This is a genomic window from Erythrobacter sp. SCSIO 43205, from assembly GCF_019904235.1.
Taxonomy (GTDB): Bacteria; Pseudomonadota; Alphaproteobacteria; order Sphingomonadales; family Sphingomonadaceae; genus Erythrobacter.
Genome location: NZ_CP063202.1, coordinates 342193 through 364306, shown reverse-complemented (window position 1 = coordinate 364306; position 22114 = coordinate 342193). Strand labels below are relative to the sequence as shown.

General features: G+C 58.9%; 19 protein-coding genes. 10 read left to right on the top strand and 9 right to left on the bottom strand.

Annotated elements, in window-relative coordinates; genetic code table 11:
- Positions 1-119: 119 nt before the first annotated feature.
- From INR77_RS01845 to INR77_RS01830, 4 genes are all read right to left on the bottom strand, one after another.
- Positions 120-950: a DUF1013 domain-containing protein gene (locus INR77_RS01845; RefSeq protein WP_255573867.1), complete on the bottom strand. Its 831-nt coding sequence runs from the start codon at positions 948-950 to the stop codon at positions 120-122.
- 118 nt (positions 951-1068) lie between these two features.
- Positions 1069-2151, bottom strand: coding sequence for a glycosyltransferase family 1 protein (locus INR77_RS01840; RefSeq protein WP_223072258.1), 1083 nt, complete (start codon positions 2149-2151; stop codon positions 1069-1071).
- Entirely contained in the window at positions 2148-3068 is a 921-nt protein-coding gene (locus tag INR77_RS01835; protein WP_223072257.1) for a UDP-2,3-diacylglucosamine diphosphatase, read from the bottom strand. The genes INR77_RS01840 and INR77_RS01835 overlap by 4 nt, the downstream gene beginning before the upstream one ends.
- 201 nt (positions 3069-3269) lie before the next feature.
- Positions 3270-4277, bottom strand: a complete 1008-nt coding sequence (locus tag INR77_RS01830) for an NAD(P)H-quinone oxidoreductase (protein ID WP_255573866.1) — start codon at positions 4275-4277, stop codon at positions 3270-3272.
- A gap of 154 nt (positions 4278-4431) precedes the next feature.
- Between INR77_RS01830 and INR77_RS01825 the strand changes: the two genes are divergently transcribed.
- The 5 genes from INR77_RS01825 (at position 4432) to INR77_RS01805 (ending at position 11954) form a co-directional block, all read left to right on the top strand.
- Positions 4432-4635 carry a DUF1192 domain-containing protein gene (locus INR77_RS01825; protein ID WP_223072256.1) on the top strand — a complete coding sequence of 68 codons (204 nt, stop codon included), beginning with the start codon at positions 4432-4434 and terminating at the stop codon, positions 4633-4635.
- Positions 4636-4743: 108 nt separating this feature from the next.
- Entirely contained in the window at positions 4744-7128 is a 2385-nt protein-coding gene (gene clpA / locus INR77_RS01820; RefSeq protein WP_223072255.1) for an ATP-dependent Clp protease ATP-binding subunit ClpA, read from the top strand.
- A gap of 71 nt (positions 7129-7199) precedes the next feature.
- Complete coding sequence (locus tag INR77_RS01815) at positions 7200-9290, top strand: S9 family peptidase (RefSeq protein ID WP_223072254.1); 2091 nt, start codon at positions 7200-7202, stop codon at positions 9288-9290.
- A 37-nt stretch (positions 9291-9327) separates the two neighbouring features.
- On the top strand, positions 9328-10362 hold the full coding sequence (locus INR77_RS01810) for a ligase-associated DNA damage response exonuclease (protein ID WP_223072253.1): 1035 nt from the start codon (positions 9328-9330) through the stop codon (positions 10360-10362).
- Positions 10359-11954 carry a cisplatin damage response ATP-dependent DNA ligase gene (locus INR77_RS01805; protein WP_223072252.1) on the top strand — a complete coding sequence of 532 codons (1596 nt, stop codon included), beginning with the start codon at positions 10359-10361 and terminating at the stop codon, positions 11952-11954. The genes INR77_RS01810 and INR77_RS01805 overlap by 4 nt, the downstream gene beginning before the upstream one ends.
- 6 nt (positions 11955-11960) lie before the next feature.
- Here INR77_RS01805 and INR77_RS01800 read toward each other — a convergent pair whose 3' ends face one another.
- The 5 genes from INR77_RS01800 to INR77_RS01780 form a co-directional block, all read right to left on the bottom strand.
- Positions 11961-12527, bottom strand: coding sequence for a gamma carbonic anhydrase family protein (locus INR77_RS01800; RefSeq protein ID WP_223072251.1), 567 nt, complete (start codon positions 12525-12527; stop codon positions 11961-11963).
- Positions 12524-13084, bottom strand: coding sequence for a GNAT family N-acetyltransferase (locus INR77_RS01795; protein WP_223072250.1), 561 nt, complete (start codon positions 13082-13084; stop codon positions 12524-12526). The genes INR77_RS01800 and INR77_RS01795 overlap by 4 nt, the downstream gene beginning before the upstream one ends.
- Positions 13077-13631 carry a GNAT family N-acetyltransferase gene (locus INR77_RS01790; RefSeq protein WP_223072249.1) on the bottom strand — a complete coding sequence of 185 codons (555 nt, stop codon included), beginning with the start codon at positions 13629-13631 and terminating at the stop codon, positions 13077-13079. Before INR77_RS01790 ends, INR77_RS01795 begins: the two co-directional genes overlap by 8 nt.
- Positions 13624-14619 (bottom strand): porphobilinogen synthase, encoded by a 996-nt coding sequence (gene hemB, locus INR77_RS01785; RefSeq protein WP_223072248.1) that lies wholly within the window; start codon positions 14617-14619, stop codon positions 13624-13626. Before hemB ends, INR77_RS01790 begins: the two co-directional genes overlap by 8 nt.
- 68 nt (positions 14620-14687) lie before the next feature.
- Positions 14688-16433 carry a M23 family metallopeptidase gene (locus INR77_RS01780; protein ID WP_255573865.1) on the bottom strand — a complete coding sequence of 582 codons (1746 nt, stop codon included), beginning with the start codon at positions 16431-16433 and terminating at the stop codon, positions 14688-14690.
- Between the two features lie 307 nt (positions 16434-16740).
- Between INR77_RS01780 and INR77_RS01775 the strand changes: the two genes are divergently transcribed.
- The 5 genes from INR77_RS01775 to INR77_RS01755 all read left to right on the top strand — a co-directional run bounded on the left by INR77_RS01775 (position 16741) and on the right by INR77_RS01755 (position 22107).
- Positions 16741-19512, top strand: a complete 2772-nt coding sequence (locus tag INR77_RS01775) for a helicase-related protein (protein WP_223073357.1) — start codon at positions 16741-16743, stop codon at positions 19510-19512.
- A gap of 7 nt (positions 19513-19519) precedes the next feature.
- Positions 19520-19855, top strand: coding sequence for a S4 domain-containing protein (locus INR77_RS01770; protein ID WP_223072246.1), 336 nt, complete (start codon positions 19520-19522; stop codon positions 19853-19855).
- A 96-nt stretch (positions 19856-19951) separates the two neighbouring features.
- Positions 19952-20290: a ferredoxin FdxA gene (gene fdxA / locus INR77_RS01765; protein ID WP_223072245.1), complete on the top strand. Its 339-nt coding sequence runs from the start codon at positions 19952-19954 to the stop codon at positions 20288-20290.
- Positions 20291-20617: 327 nt separating this feature from the next.
- Positions 20618-21151, top strand: coding sequence for a CarD family transcriptional regulator (locus tag INR77_RS01760; protein WP_223072244.1), 534 nt, complete (start codon positions 20618-20620; stop codon positions 21149-21151).
- A 140-nt stretch (positions 21152-21291) separates the two neighbouring features.
- Positions 21292-22107, top strand: coding sequence for a head GIN domain-containing protein (locus INR77_RS01755; RefSeq protein WP_223072243.1), 816 nt, complete (start codon positions 21292-21294; stop codon positions 22105-22107).
- The last annotated feature ends 7 nt before the right edge of the window (positions 22108-22114 follow it).

The window sequence follows — 22114 nt, the reverse complement described above, 5'->3', positions numbered from 1 at the left end:
GGATAATGCCGCTGTAAGGGGCTCGGTTGGTCGCAAAACCGGCGTTCGGCAAGTGCCAAACAAAAAGGGCGGCCGCGCTGGTCTAGCGGGCCGCCCTTTAGAATGTCTTATGCCGGGGGTCAGTTGCCGGAGCTGGCTTGCGGTTCCTCGCCGTCGTCGTCAGCAGCGACTTCTTCCTTCTCATCAACAGGCGATGCGAATGCAGCTTCGGCATCGACCGTCTCTTGAGCGCTGGCCTCTTCTGCGGCGCGCTTGTCGGCAAGCCACGCTTCAGCTTCGGCCTCTTGCGCAGCTTCTGCAGCAGCCTTGGCGTTGGCCGCGCGTTCAGCGCGCAGCTCTTCGATCAGCCTGTCCTTGTCAGAGCGGGTATCAACAACACCCTCTTCAACCGCGACCTCTTCGCCGTCTTCACTCGTACCAACACGCTTGGCAGCTTTAGCGACGACCGCATCAAGCTCGCGCTGCGAACACAGGCCCAAAGTCACGGGATCCTTGGGTTGGATGTTCTGAATGTTCCAGTGCGAACGCTCACGAATAGCGCCAATGGTGTTGCGCGTTGTGCCGATGAGCTTGCCGATTTGGGCATCGGAAATCTCAGGGTGATTGCGCAGGATCCAGGCGATGCCATCGGGTTTGTCCTGACGCTTGGACACAGGAGTATAACGAGGGCCCTTGGTGCGGGTCACCTCAACCGGCGCCTTGTGCATTTTCAGAGCGTATTCGGGGTTTTCTTCACCCTTTTTGATCTCTTCCAATGTCAGCTCGCCAGCGTGCACCGGATCGCGGCCTGTGTATTTGCTGCCTGCCAGGTCATCGGCCATGGCCTGCACTTCAAGGATGTGCAGCCCGCAAAATTCGGCAATCTGCTCAAACGCAAGGCCGGTGTGATCCACCAGCCAGGTGGCAGTGGCGTGAGGCATCAGCGGCTTTGGCTGTTCCTTTTGTGCCATTTGGGAAAAACTCCATCAGAAATAATAAGGGCCGCCCCTTCCCGGAGCGGCCATTGCGCGTCTGTAGATAGGCGATTGAACGCTGCGGGGCAAGGAATTGCTTGCGCCCTAGGGGGAATCAAGTGCGATTTGAGGGAGAATCGAGCTCGGCCAGACCGTTCAGGAACTGCTCGCTCGCCGCTTCCCAGGAGTATCGCGCACCAAATCTGGCACATTCACCACGCTCGCAATACCGCGCCGCATCGATGGCCCGGGCAAGATTGTCGCTTAATGCGCCCACGCTCTCTTCAATAATGTCAAGCGGGCCGGGTACGGGGTACGCTGCGACCGGAGTACCACAGGCAAGCGCCTCGATCATAACAAGACCGAAAGTGTCGGTTTTGCTGGGAAACACAAAGACATCAGCATGAGCGTAAAAGCCTGCAAGCTCCTCGCCCATGTGTTTTCCCATGAATTTTGCATCGGGAAACCGCGCCTCAAGGCTCGCGCGCGCCGGGCCATCGCCAACCACCACCTTGGTTCCGGGATAATCGCAGGTGAGGAAGGCCTCGATGTTCTTCTCGACCGCAACGCGCCCGACATAAAGCAGGATCGGACCTTCCAGCCCATCATATTCAACAGGACGCGGGGCCTTGGGCGAAAAGCACGATAAATCGACCCCGCGACTCCAATGGACGAGATGCGTCAGCTTTTGCGCACGCAGCTGAGCGCGAATTGTCTCGGTTGCCACCATGATGTTTTGCGAAGGCCGGTGGAACCAGCGGATGTAAGGCCAGAACAGATCAGCTGGCAGGTGCGTGCGCCGCGCGAGATAATCGGGAAATTGCGTGTGATAGGCAGTGGTGAAGGGCACATCCTGATTGACGCAGTACCGCCTCGCCGCAAATCCCAGCGGACCTTCTGTTGCGATATGCACGGCGTCAGGGTTCAACTCTTTGAGCCGTCTGCCCACCGCTCCCGGAGCCGTCAGAGCGAGGCGAATTTCCGGATAAGAGGGCGCGGGGAAATTGCGATATTGATCAGGCGAAATGACTGACACCTCATGACCCCAGCCGCGCAGGACTTCGCAGGTTTTGGACAGTGTGCGCACCACGCCATTGACCTGTGGGTGCCATGCGTCGGTTACGATGACGATTGTGCGAGAGGTGGCGGGCAAAAACACCTGTGCCTGCTCGGCCTCAATGGGGACGGGGGCGTTCATGCAGCTTGCCGCCCTTCGCCTTCGATTTGTGTCTCGGCTGCGTCTGGCTCCTCAACCTCGCGCGCAGCCATGACTTCGGCCCAGTTGAGGATTTCCATCCGGCCATCGTGATGCTCGACCAAGGCATTGCAGCCCTCAACCCAGTCACCATCGTTCCAATACTCGATGCGCTCGCCATCAAAGGTGAACTCGCGCGCTTCTGCGGTATGGATGTGCCCGCACACAACCCCGTCGACCCCGCGCTCTCCAGCCGCACGCGCGACGATTTCTTCGTATTTGCCGATAAACTCGACCGCGTTCTTAACCCGGTGCTTTGCCGCCTTGGACAGCGACCAATACGGCTTGCCCAGCGCCCTTCGCACAGCGTTGACCGCAACATTCAGCCGCATGGCCGCGTGATAGGCCCAGTCCCCCACAAAGGCGAGCCAGCGCTGGGAAAGCATGACTGCATCAAATTCATCGCCATGCAGCACCATCAAGCGTCTGCCATCAGCGGTGTCGTGAAAAGCGGCACGGCGGATTTCGATCCCGCCAAAATTGAGGCCGGTGAACTGGCGAAACATCTCATCGTGATTGCCCGGGATATAGACGATCCGCGTCCCGCGCTTGGCACGCTTCAACAGCCGCCAGACGATGTCGTTGTGTGCAGAGGGCCAGTAGAACTTCTTCTTCAACCGCCAGCCGTCGATGATGTCACCGACCAGATACATCGTCTGCGAATCGGTGGAATCGAGAAAATCGATCAACATCTCGGCGTTGCAGCCTCTGGTGCCCAAGTGAATGTCGCTGATCCAGATGGTGCGATATTTGGTGCGCCCAGCCTCGCCCGAAGGCTCCGGCGTTTTGGGCTCTGTGATAGGAAAGTTGGCGACGTTAGCGATGCTCTTGGGCAGCGCAACGGACGAAAGATCGGTCATAAAAGGCCTCACGCATTCCTTTGTGACTGGCCTTTGTCATGGACGCTGATTGTTACGCCTGATTCACATTGGCGTGACGGTTCAGAGAAATTTGAGAGTGGTTGTGACGGATTTGTTGCGAACCCGCCTCAAGACATAGGGATAAACCCTTGGGTTCGCTTTGCCCACACGGATCGAAGGCTGAAGTCTTGTGGAGAGGGCTCAGCCGCCCGCAACCTCAAGCATGATCTTCCCGATATGCACGCTCGATTCCATCCGGGCGTGCGCCGCTGCTGCTTCGTGCAGAGGGAACGTCTGGTCCATCACAGGCGACAAATCGCCGCCGGTAAACAGGGGCCAAGCGTTCTTCGCAATCTCATCAGCGAGCGCGGCTTTGAACGCGTCGGAGCGCGGGCGCAGGGTTGAACCGGTGAGCGTCAGACGGCGCATCATCACCATAGGCATGAACAGGTCCGCCTTGGCCCCGCCAAGCACGGCGATGGTCACATGGCGACCGTCCTCGGCCAAACATTGCAAGTTGCGCGGCACATAATCGCCCGACACCATGTCGAGCACGACGTCGACCCCTTTGCCCTCAGTGTATTCCTTGACCGCATCAACAAAGTCCGCCTCGCGGTAATTGATCGCCAGATCAGCGCCAAGTGTGCGCGCAGCCTCGCATTTGGCTTCGTCACCGCAAGTGGTGATGACCTTCATATCGAATGCCTTGGCCAGCATGATCGCCATCGTGCCAATCCCGCTGGTGCCGCCGTGGACGAGAAGCGTTTCCCCCTCCCTTGCCATTCCGCGCTCAAACACATTGTGCCACACGGTAAAAAGTGTCTCGGGAAGAGCGGCTGCGTGTTTTAAATCCATGCCTTCGGGCACCGGGAGACAGTGCTGCCAGGGCGCGGTGCAGTATTCGGCATAGCCCCCGCCCGGCGTCAGCGCCGCGACCAGGGAGCCCACCATTTCTTGGGGAACATCATCGCCCGCCGCAACAATTTCGCCAGACACTTCGAGGCCAAGAATGGGCGAGGCTCCCGGAGGTGCGGGGTAATTGCCGGCGCGTTGAATGCAATCAGGGCGATTAACCCCGGCATAGGCGACCTTAATCAGAACATCGCCCGCGCCCACTTGAGGCAAAGCAACATCTTCCACTCGCAAAACATCGGGCGCGCCCGGCGCATCAAATCCGATTGCCCGCATATTTTCTGGTAATTCAGACATTTCCCGTCGCTAGTCCCCAAGCTGTTTGACCCGCGGCCCCTTAACAGCATTTTGCGTCCATGTATGGCACAAAAGCGCCACATCTCGTCTATTGGCGCAAATAGTCTCCATACGCATTGACAGCAAGCGGGCAGCCGCGCGATGAATGTAAACAATGGAAGACGATGCCCTCCCTCGCCCCAGAGGTGATGCCGCCAGCCAATTGGCCGGAGAAGACCTCTCACCCTATAGCCAGGACGAGCTGGAAAATCGCGTGGCTTTGCTCAAGGCTGAAATCGAACGGGTTGAGGCTCATAGCAGCCGTGCCGCAAAACACCGTGCGGCCGCCGATGCACTCTTTAAGAGTTCGGGCGCATGATGGTTAAGACGGCCAATCACAATTCAGAGTCGTATTTATCAAAAGGCCTCCCATATTAAGCTTACACTCTCGCCTCCTCCTCTTTTGTCCCCCTGATCGAGATCGCCCATGCCTAGTTTTGCCCAGAACCTGGAACGCACCCTTCACAACGCTTTGGCTCACGCCTCAGAGCGTCGCCATGAATATGCAACGCTGGAGCACCTGCTGCTCGCGCTTATCGACGATGAGGATGGCGCAGCGGTGATGGGTGCTTGCGGGGTGGACCTTGCCGAACTGGGCGAGGTGGTGAAGCAATATCTCGATCAGGAGTACCAGTCTCTCAAGACAGAAGACAATGCCGACCCTCAGCCCACCGCCGGCTTCCAGCGGGTGATCCAGCGCGCGATTTTGCACGTGCAATCATCGGGCAAAGACACGGTGACGGGCGCAAATGTGCTCGTGGCCCTGTTCTCTGAGCGCGATTCTTATGCGGTCTATTTCCTGCAACAACAGGACATGAGCCGCCTCGATGCGGTGAGCTATATCAGCCACGGCATCGGCAAAGGCGGCCGCCAGATTGAGGCGAACAATGCGAGCGGCGCAAATGAAGATGCGGCCCCCAATGAAGCCGATGCGGCCAAGGATGGCGGAAGCAAGAAAGAAACCGCGCTCGACCAGTTCACCGTCAACCTCAACAAGAAGGCTGAGGATGGCAAGGTCGACCCGCTGATCGGACGCGGGCCGGAGGTTGATCGCACGGTGCAAATCCTTTGTCGCCGGTCGAAAAACAACCCGCTCTACGTCGGCGACCCCGGCGTTGGTAAGACCGCCATCGCAGAAGGTTTGGCGCGCAAGATCGTCGAAGGTGACGTTCCTGAGGTGCTTGAACCTGCGGTGATCTACTCGCTCGACATGGGCGCGCTTCTGGCTGGCACACGCTATCGCGGCGACTTTGAAGAGCGCTTGAAACAGGTCGTGACAGAGCTTGAAGGGATGCCTGATGCGATCCTCTTCATCGATGAAATCCACACCGTTATCGGTGCTGGTGCGACAAGCGGCGGGGCGATGGATGCCTCGAACCTTTTGAAGCCTGCGCTTTCCGGCGGGACGATCCGCTGCATCGGTTCGACCACTTACAAAGAATTCCGCAATCACTTCGAAAAAGACCGCGCACTTCTGCGCCGTTTCCAGAAGATCGACGTGAATGAGCCGACGATTGAGGACACTGTAAAGATCCTCAAAGGCCTGCGATCAGCATTCGAAGATCACCACGGCGTCAAATACACACCCGATGCTTTGAAAACGGCGGTGGAGTTGTCGTCGCGTTATATCAATGACCGCAAATTGCCCGACAAGGCGATCGACGTGATCGACGAAGTGGGCGCGATGCAAATGCTGGTGCCGCCCAGCCGCCGTAAGAAAAAAATCACTGCGCGCGAGATTGAGCAAGTCATTGCGACAATGGCGCGCATCCCGCCGAAATCTGTGTCGAAAGACGACAAGAAGGCGCTCGAAAACCTCGACCGCGATTTGAAACACGTGGTCTTTGGTCAGGACGAGGCGATCACGCGCCTTGCCACCGCGATGAAGTTGTCGCGCGCTGGTCTTCGCGATCCGGACAAGCCCATCGGCTCCTTCCTCTTCTCCGGCCCCACGGGTGTCGGTAAAACAGAGGTTGCGCGCCAGCTTTCCTCGATCATGGGTATTGAACTCAAGCGCTTCGATATGTCCGAATATATGGAGCGTCATTCGGTCAGCCGCCTGATCGGTGCGCCTCCGGGCTATGTTGGCTATGATCAAGGCGGCCTCTTGACCGATGCCGTGGATCAGAACCCGCATTGCGTTCTGCTGCTCGACGAGATTGAAAAGGCTCACCCGGACCTCTTCAACATCTTGCTTCAAGTCATGGACAATGGGCGCCTCACCGATCACCACGGCAAAACGGTCGATTTCCGCAATGTGGTGCTGATTATGACCACCAATGCCGGCGCGTCCGACATGGCGAAAAGCGGCATAGGCTTTGGCGATGTGTCAAAAGCGGATGCAGGGACAGAGGCCGTGAACAAGATGTTCACCCCTGAATTCCGCAACCGTTTGGATGCGATCGTGCCGTTTGCCTATCTCGGCAAAAGCACGGTGGCGCGCGTCGTGGACAAATTCATCCTCCAGCTTGAACTGCAACTGGCAGAGCAAAACGTGCACATCCAATTCGACAGCGATGCGCGCGCGTGGCTGGCGGACAAGGGCTATGACAAGCTTTACGGTGCACGCCCGATGGGCCGTCTCATTCAGGACAAGATCAAGCAGCCGCTTGCTGAAGAGCTGTTGTTTGGCAAGCTGGCCGATGGCGGCGAGGTGTCGGTGACGATGAAGGATGGCAAACCCTCCTTCGAACTCACTCCGGCAGCTCCGAAGTCGAAGCCCAAGCCCAAGCGAAAGCCCGCGGCGAAGAAAGCCCCGCCCAAAACCGATGATCAAAAGCCCGAAGAGTCGGGCTCTGACAAAGAAAGCTAACTCGCACCGCTGGACAAGCGGCGAGATATAGGCATTGATCGGCTCCAGATTTTACAGGTCTGGAGCCGTTTATGTTTGCACGCAGCTTTGCCCTCAAAGCCCTTTTCACCGCCAGCGCTTTTGCTCTTGCAGCGCCGCTTGCCGCCGATGATCATGAAATGGACACGGGCGAGGAAATGGCCGGCCCGGAAAAGCACTTCACCGCAGAGGACATCTTCGGCCTCTCGGTCGCCGCAGATCCGCAGATCAGCCCCGATGGTTCGCAAATAGCCTATGTCCGGCGCACCAATGATATTATGACTGACCGGGCCGTATCCTCGATCTGGCTGATCGATGTGAGCACCGGCGACGAAACGCCACTGGTGACGGGCGCTGGCACACACGTCTCCCCGCGCTGGTCGCCTGATGGGGATCGCCTCGCCTATATCTCAACCGAAAGCGGCGGCGGACCAGAGCTGCACGTGCGCTGGATGGACACGGGCGAAAGCGCCAACATCACGGCCCTTGCTGAGGGCCCGCGCGGGATCGCGTGGTCGCCCGATGGCACTCAAATCGCCTACACCGCGCGCGTTCCGGGCAAGGGGCTGACGCTGGGCACGCCTCCCGCCAAGCCTGAGGGCGCTGAATGGGGCAAGTCGCTGCAAGTGATCGACCGCCTCGTCTATCGCCGCGACGGTGGCTCCTATGTGAAACCGGGCACGGCGCAACTTTTCGTGGTCAGCGCCACCGGAGGCGCACCGCGCCAGCTGACCTTTGGTGAATATTCCAACGGCGGCAGCGTTGAATGGTCGCCCGATGGCGCAAAGCTCTATTTCTCCGCCAACCGGCGCGAGGATTGGGAGCTTGAGATTTACGGCAGCGAAATTTACGCGCTCGACATCGCAAGCGGCGATATTACCGCGCTCACGACCCGCAATGGGCCGGATGGAGCGCCGCAGGTTTCACCCGATGGCTCAAAAATTGCTTATCTGGGCCGCGACGATAACGGCAATGCTTTCGACCAGACGAAACTGTATGTAATGAACGCCGACGGGTCGGGCTCGCGGGAATTGGTGCCCGGATTTGACCGGGGCTTTGACGGAATCGAATGGACCGACGCTGGCCTCTTCGCAAGTTATGAGGACGATGGCGAACACCGCGTTGCGCGTATTGGCCTTAATGCAGCCGCGCCCTCACCCCTCAACGCTCGTATCGGCAGCACCTATTACGCGCTACCCTACACAGGCGGCGAGTGGTCGGTGTCGGACAACGGCGCGCTTGCCTTCACCACCAGAAGCGCGGTCGCCCCGCCCGATGTGGGCGTCGAAACCCGGCGCGGTGTCCGCACACTCACTTCACTTAATGGTGTCAGCCTTGCTGGCAAGGAAATGGGCGAAACGCGCGAGCTTTCCGTCACCATGGACGATGGCACAGTGATCCCTGCGTGGATCATGCTGCCCCCCGGCTATGAGGCTGGCGACAGGGTGCCTGCCATTCTCGAAATGCACGGCGGACCCTATGCCGCCTATGGCCCTGAATTCTCGGTTGATTATCAGCTTTACGGCGCAGCAGGCTATGCCGTGATCTTCTCCAACCCGGGAGGCTCAACCGGCTATGGTGAGGAATTTGCCGACCGGATCGAGGACAATTATCCTATCAGCAATTTCCCCGAGCTAATGAAAGTCGTCGATGCCGCCGTTGCGCAAGGCTTTGCCGATCCTGAAAACCTGTTTGTCACCGGCGGCTCTGGCGGGGGTATCCTCACAGCATACCTCGTGGGCAAAACCGACCGCTTTAAGGCGGCTGCGGCGCACAAGCCGGTTATCAACTGGGTGAGCCAGGGGCTGATGTCGGACCTCCCCACCCTTATCCCGCGCTATTGGATGGGCGGCCTTCCATGGGAAAAGCCCGAGGAATATTGGGAGCGTGGACCGCTTTCGAACATGGCAAATGTGGTGACGCCAACTCTCGTTCTTGTGGGAGCGGAGGATTACCGCACGCCGCGCAGCGAGGCCGAACAATTCTACGCAGCATTGAAGCTCGTGGGCGTGGACACCGCGCTGGTCGTCACCCCCGATTCAAGCCACAACAACCTCTCGCAAAGCCCAAGCCAACAGGTCGCTCGCACCAACAGTGTCATAGCGTGGTTTGATAAGTACCGGACAGACAAAGAGGCGGAATAAGCGGAACCTTGCGGCGCGCTCACTGGTATAAGCTACTATGAGCGCGCCCTTTTCCTGGATCAAGCCGCACCCCTGGGGGGTCGAAGTTGTGCCTGCGGGCGCTTTTATCGACCCTGCCCGTCCCGTCGATAAGGCGCTCGTCACCCACGGCCATGCCGATCACGCGCGCGGCGGGCACGGCGAAACTTTCGCCACCCCGGAAACGCTCGCCATAATGGAGCTGCGCTATCGCACGGGCGCGGCAGATGATGCGGGAGAAATCCCGCACAAGGCTGTGCCAGTGGAATATGGCGAAACGATCAAACTCCCCGGCGGTGTTGACGCAACCTACATTCCAGCGGGCCATGTGCTGGGCTCGGCGCAAATCCTTTTGGAGCACGCGGGCGAACGGGTGGTGATCACTGGCGATTACAAACGCCGCGCCGACCCGACCTGCGCCCCGTTTGAAGTCACTCCATGCGATATTTTCATCACCGAGGCGACCTTTGGCCTGCCGCTCTTCACCCACCCGCCGATTGCGGAGGAAATGGGAAAACTGCTTTCGGCGCTTGAAGGCAATCACGATGGCAGCGTTCTGGTCGGTGCCTATGCTCTGGGAAAAGCGCAGCGCGTAATCGCCGAACTGCGCGCGGCAGGGCATGATGCCCCCATCTTTCTCCACGGCGCGATGGAGAAGATGTGCCGCCTTTACGAAGAACACGGCGTCGATCTGGGCGAATTGAGGCTTGTGAGCGACCACACCAAGGACGACATGGCCGGCTCTATCATCATCGCCCCGCCTAGCGCTCTGAACGACCGTTGGTCTCGGCGGCTCCCCAATCCGATCACGGCGATGGCAAGCGGCTGGATGCGTGTGCGCGGACGTGCGCGGCAGCGCGGGGTCGAACTCCCTCTTATCATTTCAGATCACGCCGACTGGAATGAACTGACCGATACGATCCAGCAGGTGAACCCCTATGAAACCTGGATCACCCACGGGCGCGAGGAAGCGCTGCTGAGGTGGTGCGAACTCAACCAACGCCGCGCACGCGCGCTGGCCATGGTGGGGCGCGAGGAAGAGGACGAGGGATGAAGGCTTTCTCCACTCTCCTCGACCGTCTCGTTTACACGACCAGCCGCAACCGCAAGCTGGCGCTCATCGCGGATTATCTGCGTGAGACACCTGATCCGGATCGCGGCTGGGCGTTGGGCGCACTCACGGGCGAACTGGATTTTTCTGGCGTCAAAGCGTCGACCATTCGCAATTTGATGAAAGACCGCGTGGACCCGGTTTTGTGGACCCTTAGCCGCGATTTTGTAGGAGACACCGCAGAGACAGCGAGCCTGCTTTGGCCTCAAGGTGTCGAACCGGATGAGAACCCGCCGAGCGTTGATGAAGTGGTCGGGCTTCTGTCCAGCTTCAATCGCAATACTGCGCCCAAAGAACTACCAAAACTATTGGACCGTCTTGACGCCAACGGGCGGTTTGCCCTCATCAAATTGGCGACGGGCGGGATGCGCGTTGGCGTATCGGCGAGGCTTGCGAAGACCGCCTTCGCGCTGGCGTTTGACGTCAATGTGGAAGAGGTCGAAGAATATTGGCACGCGCTTGCACCGCCCTATACCGAGCTGTTCCAATGGGCAGCCCAGGGCGCGGACCCGCCCGACGTTTCCAATCGCCCGATGTTCAGACCCTTTATGCTCGCTCACCCGCTTGAGGAGCTTCGCGTCGATCTCAAAGATTACGCAGCCGAATGGAAGTGGGACGGTATCCGCGTGCAATTGGTGCGCGTTGCGGATGAAACGCGGCTCTATTCACGCTCTGGCGATGATATTTCGGCCTCTTTCCCCGAATTGCTCGACGTTTTGCCAATGGATGCGGTGCTGGACGGCGAATTGATGGTTCGCGGCTCGGTTCAGGGCGGCGAAGAAGGGGGCGCTGCAAGTTTCAACGCGCTGCAACAGCGTTTGGGTCGTAAAACAGTCTCCAAGAAAATGCTCAGCCAAGCGCCTGCTTTTGTCCGCCTCTACGACGCTTTGATCGTTGAAGGCGAAGATCTGCGCGAAAATCCATGGGAACAGCGCCGCCAATCCTTGGAATCGCTGATGGAGCGTCTGCCCTCTTCCCATTTTGACCTCTCAAGCATCGTTGAGGCGCGCGATTTCGATCACCTTGCTGAAATCCGCGAAGGCGCACGAGAAGATGCGATTGAGGGATTGATGCTCAAACGCCGCGACAGCGCGTACATCGCAGGCCGCAAGGTCGGCCTTTGGTACAAATGGAAGCGCGATCCGCTGCTGATCGATTGTGTTCTGATGTATGCGCAGCGCGGCAGCGGTAAACGGTCAAGCTTCTATTCGGACTACACTTTCGGATGCTGGAATGGTGATCCCGATGCAGGCGCAGAGCTTTTGCCCGTAGGAAAGGCCTATTCCGGCTTCACCGATGCAGAATTGAAGAAACTCGATAAACTCGTGCGACAAACGACCCTCAACCGCTTTGGCCCCGTGCGCGAAGTTGAGCGCACTCTGGTTTTCGAAGTTGCCTTCGACAGCGTGCACTCAAGCAAGCGCCATAAGTCCGGCCTCGCCATGCGTTTCCCGCGCATCCACCGCATCCGCTGGGACAAGCCGGTGCATGAGGCCGACCGATTGGAAACGCTGCAATCGCTGATCCGCGATTAAGCTGGCTTAGCCGAGCGCCTTATCGACCGCCTCCGCATGGTGTTTTGCATTTTCTGCGTAATGCGCAACGCCCATGCGCATCCCGGCAATCGCCGCGTCGTCGAGGTCTTTGAGCTTTTTCGCAGGACGCCCTGCCCAAAGCTCGCGCTCGCCCATGACCTTGCGCTCGGTCAGCATGGCTCCTGCGCCCAGCATGGCGTCTGAGCCGATCACCGATTTGTTCATCGCAATCGCGCCGAGGCCAACGAAGCCGCGGTCATGGATGATGCAGCCATGAACCATCGCCATATGACCGATCAGCACGTCATTGCCGATAATTAGCGGTGAGCCTTCATCATCTCCGGGTCGCGGTGGGTCACAATGGAGAACAGAGCCGTCCTGCACATTGGTGCGCTCTCCAATGCGGATTTTGAAAACATCGGCGCGAAGGACGCAGTTGTACCAGATTGAGCTTTCTGCCCCGATTTCAACATCGCCGATGATCGTGCAACCGGGCGCGATAAAGGCGGTTTCGTGGATCTTGGGTGTCTTGCCGTGCATCGGAATGATGTTCACGCCCGGATAACTGCTCATTGTGATCGCTCCCACTGTGTTTTTGTAAGCGAATATTGGATGATTTTGCCGCCATCAATCTCGGCATTCGGCCCGACAAAGTCGAGGTCCTCGCGCCGCTCCATAGCCAGCTTCTCCATCAGTTTCCAACTGCCGACATTAGACGGGCTAGTGATTGCAACCACATGGGGAGCGCCAACGCGGCCACCAAAGGCCCAATCGATCACCGCACTCACCGCCTCCATCGCATAGCCGCGGCGCCAGCGGTCCTCGCGAATAAGCCAGCCGATCTCATGGTCGCCAGTATTAGGCGCACCTTCGAGGTCAACTCGTTTGATGCCAGTATGCGCGACAAGTTCACCAGTGGCTTTTTCGATGCCGAAAAGGAAGGAAAAGCCTTCTTGCGCATAAAGCGCCATGTTCTTGGCGTGTTTGGCTTCGATCTCGTGCAGTTCTTTGACGCCGCCCAAATGCTCCATCACCGCAGGGGTGTTCAGCGTTTCGTGCTGAAGCCTCACATCACCTTCATCAATGGTGCGAAGGATAAGGCGGTCAGTTTCCAGAACGATATCAGGCAAGCGAAGCCGCCCATTGCTCGCGGGTTATGCCATAAACGATAATCCTATCGGCACCAAAATCGCTGTTTTCAAAATCGAGGGATTCACGCCGCTGCATCCCCAAGCGTTTCATCAAACCCCAGCTTGCCGTGTTTGGCTCAACCGTGAAGGCAAGGATTTGAGGCGCGTCGAACTGTTCGAACCCGATACTGAGGCTCGCGATGGCTGCCTCTTTTGCAAAGCCTTTGCCCCATGCGCTTTCGCGAAGTCGCCAGCCGACTTCATATTCGCCCATGGGTCCGCCGGCTTGATTGGAACGTTTAAGGCCGCAAAAACCGAGGATTTCGCCAACTTCCTTGCGCTCCACCACCCAAAAGGTGTGGCCGTGCTCTCGCGCGTAAGTTTCGAGGCGCGAGCGTGCACCCTTCATCCCTTCCTCATCCAATACCCCGCCAAGCCAACGCATGACCGCAGGCGTGTTGGTGGCCTCCCAGAAAGGCGCCCAATCCTCTTCGCGCCAATCGCGAAGGATCAGACGGTCGGTTTCGTGAGAGAAAGGCTCAGCCATTGAGGATGCGCGCAGCCACTGGCGCGTGATAGGTCAAAACCCCGCTCACCCCGGCGCGTTTGAAAGCCATCAGCTTTTCCATCAACAAGGCATCGCGGTCGCCCGCGCCCACGCTCTGCGCAGCCTCAAGCATCGCGTATTCGCCGCTCACCTGATAGGCGAATACGGGCACACCGAATGCCTGACGCACGCGGTAGATGATGTCGAGATAGGCAAGGCCGGGCTTCACCATCACGCTGTCTGCGCCTTCGGCAATGTCCAATTCGACTTCGCGCAAGGCCTCATCACCGTTGGCCGGGTCCATCTGATAGGTTTTCTTGTCGCCTTTCAGCACGCCGCTTGACCCCACCGCATCGCGGAAAGGTCCGTAAAAGGCGCTCGCATATTTGGCGGCATAGCTCATGATCTGGATATTGGGATGGCCGTTCATTTCAAGCGCCATGCGGATCGCGTGGACGCGTCCGTCCATCATATCCGATGGCGCGATGATGTCTGCGCCTGCTGCCGCCTGATTCAATGCCTGATCGACCAGAGCGGCCACAGTGTCATCATTGGTGACATAGCCCTTGTCATCGAGCAGCCCATCCTGTCCGTGGCTGGTGTAGGGGTCGAGAGCGACGTCGGTGAGAACGCCGATGTCCTCCCCGCACGCATCCTTGATCGCGCGGATAGCGCGGCACATGAGGTTGTCGGGATTGTGCGCTTCGGCCCCGTCATCCGACCGGCGGTCGGCCTGCGTATTGGGAAACAGCGCGACCACCGGAATGCCCAGCGACACTGCCTCTTTCGCCTGTTTGACGATGCCATCGACCGACCAGCGCGACACGCCGGGAAGTGATTGGATCGGATCTTCAACCCCCTCTCCCTCAGTCACAAACATCGGCCAGATCAGATCAGCGGGCGTGATCAATGTTTCGCGATGAAGCGCGCGGCTCCATCCGCTTGCACGAGTGCGACGAAGGCGAGTGTTGGGATAGCTGGCTGTCATGAAGCGGGTGTGCCCCAAATCGCCAGAGCAATCAACGCAGACTGACAATAGCTTGTGTCAAGCTGCGGCTAGTCGGCGGTCATGGGCGCGGCGATCTTCTCAATTTCGCGGGTGGGCTCTTCAATCTCGCTGGGCAAGGGTTCAAGATCAGCCAAAGCCGCACCGGGTTCGATGTTCTTAAGCTCGATCAATTGCCGTTTGAAATCGAGAAGCTCTGTGCCCTCCAAAACCGCTCGCGTCACATAATTGACGCTGGCCGGGTTAATTACGCGGCCATTGCGATACATTTCATAGTGAAGGTGCGGGCCAGTCGACAGGCCGGTTGATCCGACATAGCCGATCACCTGACCCCGCCGCACCTGTTGACCCCGGCGCACGGCCATGCGGCTCATATGACAATAGCGCGTCTCAAGCCCGCCACCATGGCGCAGCTTCACCGTGTTGCCACAGCCGCCAGCGCGCCCGGCCGAAACGACTGTGCCGTCGGTCACGGCAACAATCGGTGTGCCGTAGCTTGCGCGATAATCCTGTCCTGCGTGAAGGCGTCTGATGCCCAAAATCGGGTGGCGGCGCATTCCAAACCGCGAGGAAACGGCACCCGGCACAGGCGAGACAAGCCCGCGGCGCTGTTCACCAACGCCTGATGCTTCGTAAAAGCGCCCCTCGCTGCCCCAACGCATAAGCTGCGTCTTGGGCTCGCCGCCCCGGTCAATCCCGGCATAGAGCAGTTTGCCCGCTTGACGTTCGCCCGTGGCAGCGCGGCGATAGGCTATGATGATGTCGAATTCGTCTGAAGAACGCACTTCGCGTTCAAGTTCGACATGATCGCCAAGTGCCTTGAGATAGTCCTGCGCAGCGCTCGCTGGAACGCCGGCCGAGCGCATTGAGCGGTAAAGGCTTGAGCCGACCTTGCCGCGTACGCGCAAGGGGGTGTCGTCGACCCGAATAAAATTGCGCACCAGCGTCAGATCGCCCGGCTGTGCGGTTTCCAGATCGGACCCTGCGCGCTTGATCGCAAGCTCCAGATCAAAGCGCGCGCGAAAAGAAAGTGCATCAAGCGGGCGAGCTGCACCTTCTGCCGGACGCCTTCCCAGAACAATGTCCATCTTTGTGCCCGGCTCTATCTCGGACAAAGGCATGGCATCACCGATCAGAGCGCTGACCCTGCCGATGTCGGTGGCTGAAACTCCGGCACGGCGCAGCATGGAGTCGAAACTGTCGCCTGTGGCCAAAGTTGCGACCAGCTCGATTTGCGGGCGTTCAGGCGCGCTTTCGAGCGGGATGACAGCAGATGTTGGCCCCATGCGCCGACCGCTGTCTGCGCCAAGCGCCAGGGGCAGGATCATCTGGCTGCGAAACTCGTCGCGGATTTCCTCACCCTCTGGGATGGCTGAACGGGCTTGCAGCGGCGTAAAACTGGGCCAAAAGGCAAGCGCAAGGGCACCAAGAACCACCATTGTCGCAAAGCCCCGAAGCCACCGGCGCGAACCGATATCCTCGGCCAGATCGGGCACGAGGTCATAATCGGCAAGACGATTGCTGACACTCAGCTTCCATTCGTCGTAGCGCGCACCCCAGCCGTGCACGCGCGAAAGCACCTGTCGTTTGACCTTGCGCGTACCCTTGGGCGGCGCGGCCTTCATGGAATTGACAAGATAAGGGGCAAACTCGCGGGCGGTTTGTTCGTCTATTTGCTTGGGAAAAGAGGCGTGCCTGCGCGCGCCAGAGCCAGCGCTGGAATCGTCAACGCCGCGCTCGTCGTCGGGCGAGCCATCGTCTGGCGCACCTGAAGGAATGTCGCTTGTGTGATCCAAATCAACTCTTCCTTTGCACCCATCCCCATCAACACATTGGACCGGTGCTCTTCTTCCATGGCGAAACATGGTAAATGTAAACTTAACACGCGGCCAAAGGTTGTGCGGCTGCGTTAAGGCGTTTCCCTTAGGCTCGCCAGACTTTGTTGGGTGTGAATCCACTATCAGGCATTGCCCCTTGGCCTATCGTTTGACACAGATTCACCTTGTGACCTCGCAAATCCCCTCAAGACCCGTCACCGACAGCCGCGTGCGCGCCGTTCTGGGCCCCACCAATACGGGCAAGACGCATCTCGCAATTGAGCGGATGTGCGCGCATTCCTCCGGCATGATGGGCTTTCCGCTGCGCTTGCTTGCGCGCGAAGTCTATGACCGGGTGCGCGCGATCAAGGGTGACGATGCAGTGGCGCTTATCACCGGCGAGCAGCGGATCGAGCCTGCGGGCGCGCGCTATTTCTGCTGTACGATGGAGGCTATGGAGCGCTTGGGCATGGGCAAGGATGGCCCCCACGCCTTTGTCGCCATCGACGAAGCGCAGATCGGCGCAGACCCGGAACGCGGCCACATCTTCACCGACCGGCTGATGCACGCACGCGGGCGCGAGGAGACGATGATCCTGGGTTCAGCCACGCTCGAACCGATCGTCAAAAGGCTGATCCCCGGCGCAGAAATGGTCGAACGCCCGCGTTTTTCCACCTTGAGCCACGCAGGCGAATGTAAGCTCTCGCGCCTGCCCCCTCGAAGTGCGGTGGTCGCCTTCTCGACCGAGCAGGTTTACGCCATGGCCGAGGCATTGAGGCGCTTTCGTGGGGGTGCGGCGGTCGTCATGGGCGCTCTGTCGCCTGAAACGCGCAACAAACAGGTTGAGCTCTTCCAGAACGGCGAGGTTGATTACATCGTTGCGACAGACGCAATCGGCATGGGGCTCAACCTCGATCTTCACCATGTGGCTTTTGCCGCGCTCACCAAGTTTGACGGGCAAAGAAAACGTCGTCTGACCCCGTCTGAAATGGCGCAGATCGCCGGGCGCGCAGGCCGCCACCAGACTGATGGCACATTCGGCGTGCTGACGGGTGGAGGCAGCCGCTCAGGCGCGCCGCTCGAGTTTACCGAGGAAGAGATCTACGCGATTGAGGAGCACAAATTTGCGCCTCTCACCAAGCTCTTCTGGCGCGAGGCCGAGCCGCGTTTTGCAACGCTTGATGTGCTGATCGGCGATCTTGAAGCAAAGCCTCAAGATGATGTCTTGAAAGCAGCCCCAGAGGCGATTGACCTCGCTGTGCTCAAGCGCCTTGCAAGCGAGCCCATTGCTGACACCGTCAAAGGCCACGGTAGCGTGCGGCGTTTTTGGGAGGCGTGTTCTCTCCCGGATTTCCGCCAACTGGGCGTCGACCCGCACTCTCGCTTTGTCGCGAGGCTTTGGCAGGATTTGCGCGAGGGCTATCTGGGAGCTGATTTTGTCGCCGCGCGCATCGCCGAACTCGACCGCACGGGCGGCGACATCGACACGCTGCAAGGGCGCATCGCCGCGATCCGGTCCTGGGCCTATATTTGCCAGCGTCCTGACTGGGTGCTGGCCCGCGATGAAATGGCCGCGCGCGCAAGGGGGGTGGAAGCAAGGCTATCGGATGCGCTACACGCGCGCCTCACTGAACGATTTGTGAACCGAAGGACTGCAATTTTGATGAAATCTCTGGGGCAAGATGGCGCATCGCTACCCGTAACGCTCGAACCCGATGGCCGGGTAAGTGTCGAGGGCGAAACCATCGGCAGGCTCGACGGTTTTCGCTTCACCGTGGACCCGCAGGCAGCGCTTGCGGACCGGAAAATGCTTTTGTCGGCAGGCGAAAAGGCGCTTCCCGGCATTTTGTCGCAGCGCGCCGAGCAATTGCTGGCAGCTGGCCTCGACGACCTTGAGATCAAGGCGGGCAAGATCCAGTGGCAGGGCATGGTGCTTGCCGAGATCGAAATTCCCGATGATCTCGGGACGCCGCGCCTCACTTTCCCGCGCGAAATTTCCGCTGTGCCGGATCAGGCACGTGAGAAATTGGAAGCAGGGCTTTTGAGCTGGCTGCAAGAGAAGCTCGTCCCTCTTGAACCCTTGCGTAAGCTCTCTGAAGCGGCGAGTGATCCCAATGCAGGCAGTCAGGCGCGCGCTCTTCTTGTCACCTTGATCGACGCGCGCGGTGTTGTGGCGCGTGAAAAAGCGGGTCTTGAGCACCTCCCTAAGGAAATGCGCCCGTTCCTGCGCAAGCTTGGCGTCACTTTTGGCGCGCTCGATATTTTTGCGCGCGATTTGCTGAAACCTGCGCCGCGCCAGCTGCTTCACGCGCTCGGCCTTGACGAGCGCCCCTTGCAAGAGGCGATGCTCCCGGTTTTGAGCGATACCAAACAGGTGCCAGCCGGTTATCGTATGGCGGGCACTCAGGTGATCCGCGTCGATCTGGCCGAGAAAATCCTGCGCGCGGCCTTCGACACCCGCGCCAAGGCGGGCGAGGTGCAAGCTGCGGCTTCGGAACCTGCGCCAGGACCAGAGACTGCGAAGGAAGAACCGTGCGAGGCTGAGGCTCCTAAAGAAGCAGCGGCGGAGGCTGCGCCTGAGAAAGCGCCCGGAAAAGCGCCGGAGTCCCAAGCCACCAAACAGACAGCGAAACAGCGCCCCAATCCCAGAAACGCAAAGTTCGCGCTTGATCTTGCGCTTCCGGTTTCCATCGGGCTTGAGGAAGAAAATGCGCGGCGGCTCCTTGGGAGTGCGGGTTTCCGGGTTCAGCGCCCCAAGCCGCTGGCCGAGGGCGAACAAGGCCCACTTCAACCAGACAGCTGGAGCTGGCGTCCCAAGCGCGCGGATGATCGCCGGGACAACCGCCGCAGGCCCCACGGCAAAGGAAAGGGTCCGGGCAAAGGCGGCAAGCCACAGCACGGCAAAGGCGCGAAAGGCGGCAAGCCCAAAGGCAAAGGCCACGGCTCTGGTCCCAAGCGTGGCGCAAACAACCGCAACCAACGGCCCAAAAAGCCCGATTTTGGGCCAGCACGCGCAGGCGGCGCTTTTGACAAGCTCGCGGACCTTCTGAAACCATGAGGCGCTGATGGTGGAGGCGGGCGCTGGCGCGAGTGAGGCAAGGGAAACCCTTAGGCTCGACCGTCTGCTCGTTTACCTGCGTTTTGCCCGGACGCGCTCTGCGGCACGCGCCATGATCGAAGGGCGATCCTTACGCCGCAACAGGAAACACGTGAGCCGCGCGAGCGAATGTGTTGCTGTTGGCGATGTGCTCACTTTGGTGGTGGGGGGTGAGGTAAGGATCGTCGAGATTACCACGCTTCCAGCAAAGCGATTGTCGGCAACCCTAGCCAAAAGCTGTTACAGCGAATATGGACGCGGCAGCGATGCATTAGCCAGCGCCGGGAACACATCGCGACCTTGACCATTCACCCCTCTTGCCACTAGCAGCGCGGAACTTGTGATTCCTGTCAAGTTTCGCCTTTTTGCGAGCTCGACATAGAGAAAGACCTTTTGGAACATGACTTACGTCGTCACCGATGACTGCATTCGATGCAAATACACCGATTGTGTGGAAGTGTGCCCGGTGGACTGCTTCTACGAGGGTGAAAATATGCTGGTCATCAACCCGGCTGAATGCATCGATTGTGGCGTGTGCGAGCCCGAATGCCCCGCTGAAGCGATCCTGCCTGACACCGAGGATGGGCTTGAAAAATGGCTGGAGCTCAACACCAAATTCTCCGCTGAATGGCCCAATATCACGAGCCAGAAAGAGCCGCCTGCCGATGCGGACGAGTTCAAGGGTCAAGAAGGCAAGTTCGAGAAGTACTTCAGCGAAGCGCCCGGAGAAGGTGATTAAGCGCCAGTCAGCGTTGCCGAAGGGTGATTCGCTTCCAGACAATACGCATTGGGCGCGTGACTTAAGTGCGCAATCGGGACCGAATGGTTCTTGATTCGCAATTTTGTTACGAGTGTGCTATATAATCAATCAACCGCGCTGACTTGTCCCCCGATGAGCCCGGCGTCGGCTTGTGCGAATTAGAAAGGCCACACACCAGCAACGACAGTTTGAGACAGCTTTCTCTGGCGGATTTCGCTTCAATCGAAGGGAAATACGTGGGGCGAAGCACGGCTCTCAATCAGCTCGGGTTAGGTAACCGCTGGCGGCCACAAGAAAGGAATACGCATGGCAAGCAATGCGCCCGCCTTCACTGTTGGCGATTATGTTGTTTACCCAAAGCACGGCGTTGGCCGTGTCATCGAACTTGAAAATCAGGAAATCGCCGGAATGCAGCTTGAGCTGTATGTCCTGCGCTTTGAAAAAGAGCGCATGACGCTTCGTGTGCCGACCAATAAGGTTGAATCGATCGGTATGCGCAAGCTTTCCAGCGACAAGACTCTCAAGGAAGCGATGGAAACGCTCAAAGGCAAACCCAAGGTCAAGCGCACCATGTGGTCACGCCGGGCGCAAGAGTACGAAGCGAAAATCAATTCAGGCGAAATCGTCCTGATCGCGGAAGTTACCCGCGACCTTTTCCGCCCGGACGATCAGCCTGAGCAAAGCTATTCCGAACGTCAAATCTTCGAAGCGGCCTCCAGCCGCCTCGCGCGCGAACTCGCTGCGATGGAAGAAACCGACGAGGCAACTGCGCTTGAAAAGATCCTCGACGTGTTGCGCGAACACGCGCCGCAATATTACGAGAACACTGAAGAGAGCTGATCTCGCGCAGATTTATAATCCTTTGAAAGGGCCGTTCCGATGGAGCGGCCCTTTTCATGTGCGCGTCCACAAGCCCTCTTGCCAGAGAATGAATGGTGTATTACCTGAGTAATACGCAATGCCACTGGTGGAGTTATTTGATGCCTTTCTCGCCCCGTAAACCCCTTGCTCTTCTTGCCTCGCTCCCTCTGACCCTTGGCCTTACCGCCTGTTTTGGCGCTGATGTCACGATCAATGGTGAGGAAGGTGTGCCCTTGAGCGAAATCGACCAGAGCGCCGCCGCCCCGGTTGAAGTGGTTTTGGCAGGGTCCGACAAGGTCATCATTTCGCAAGGTGATGCTTTCGCGATCACCGTTGAAGGCAGCGAAGATGCAAAAGCGGCGCTGCGATTTGTGCTTGATGGTGATCTCTTGGGCATTTCGCGCGATGAAAGCCTTTGGGATCAAAGCGATCAGGCGACCATTCGCGTGACCTTGCCAGCTGCTCCTGAAGAGCTTGTGATCACCGGCAGTGGAAGCATTGAGACACAAAGCCTTGCCAAAACCGCACAGGTTTCGGTCCTTGGTTCGGGTGAGTTTACAGGCGGCGAGGCGACGCTGGACGCGCTTGATGTAAACCTGGCCGGGTCAGGAAGCGCGGCTTTGGGCACGCTCACCGCTTCCTCTCTTGAAATCAGCATCGGCGGCTCTGGCTCGGTTACGGCATCAGGCACGGCTGAAAGGCTCGATATTAACCTCGGCGGTTCGGGCGGCGCGCGGCTTGATCAACTCAAAGCGAACGATGTCGAAGTCGCAATTGCCGGATCAGGCAGCGTGAACGTGCAATCCGATGGCGCAGTGGAAGCCTCGATCATGGGTTCGGGCAGCGTCAATGTCGAAGGCAGCGCAACCTGCACCGAAAGCGCGATGGGATCGGGTTCGCTCAACTGTCCCGATGGTACGAAAACCTCCTCTTGAAGAAGCT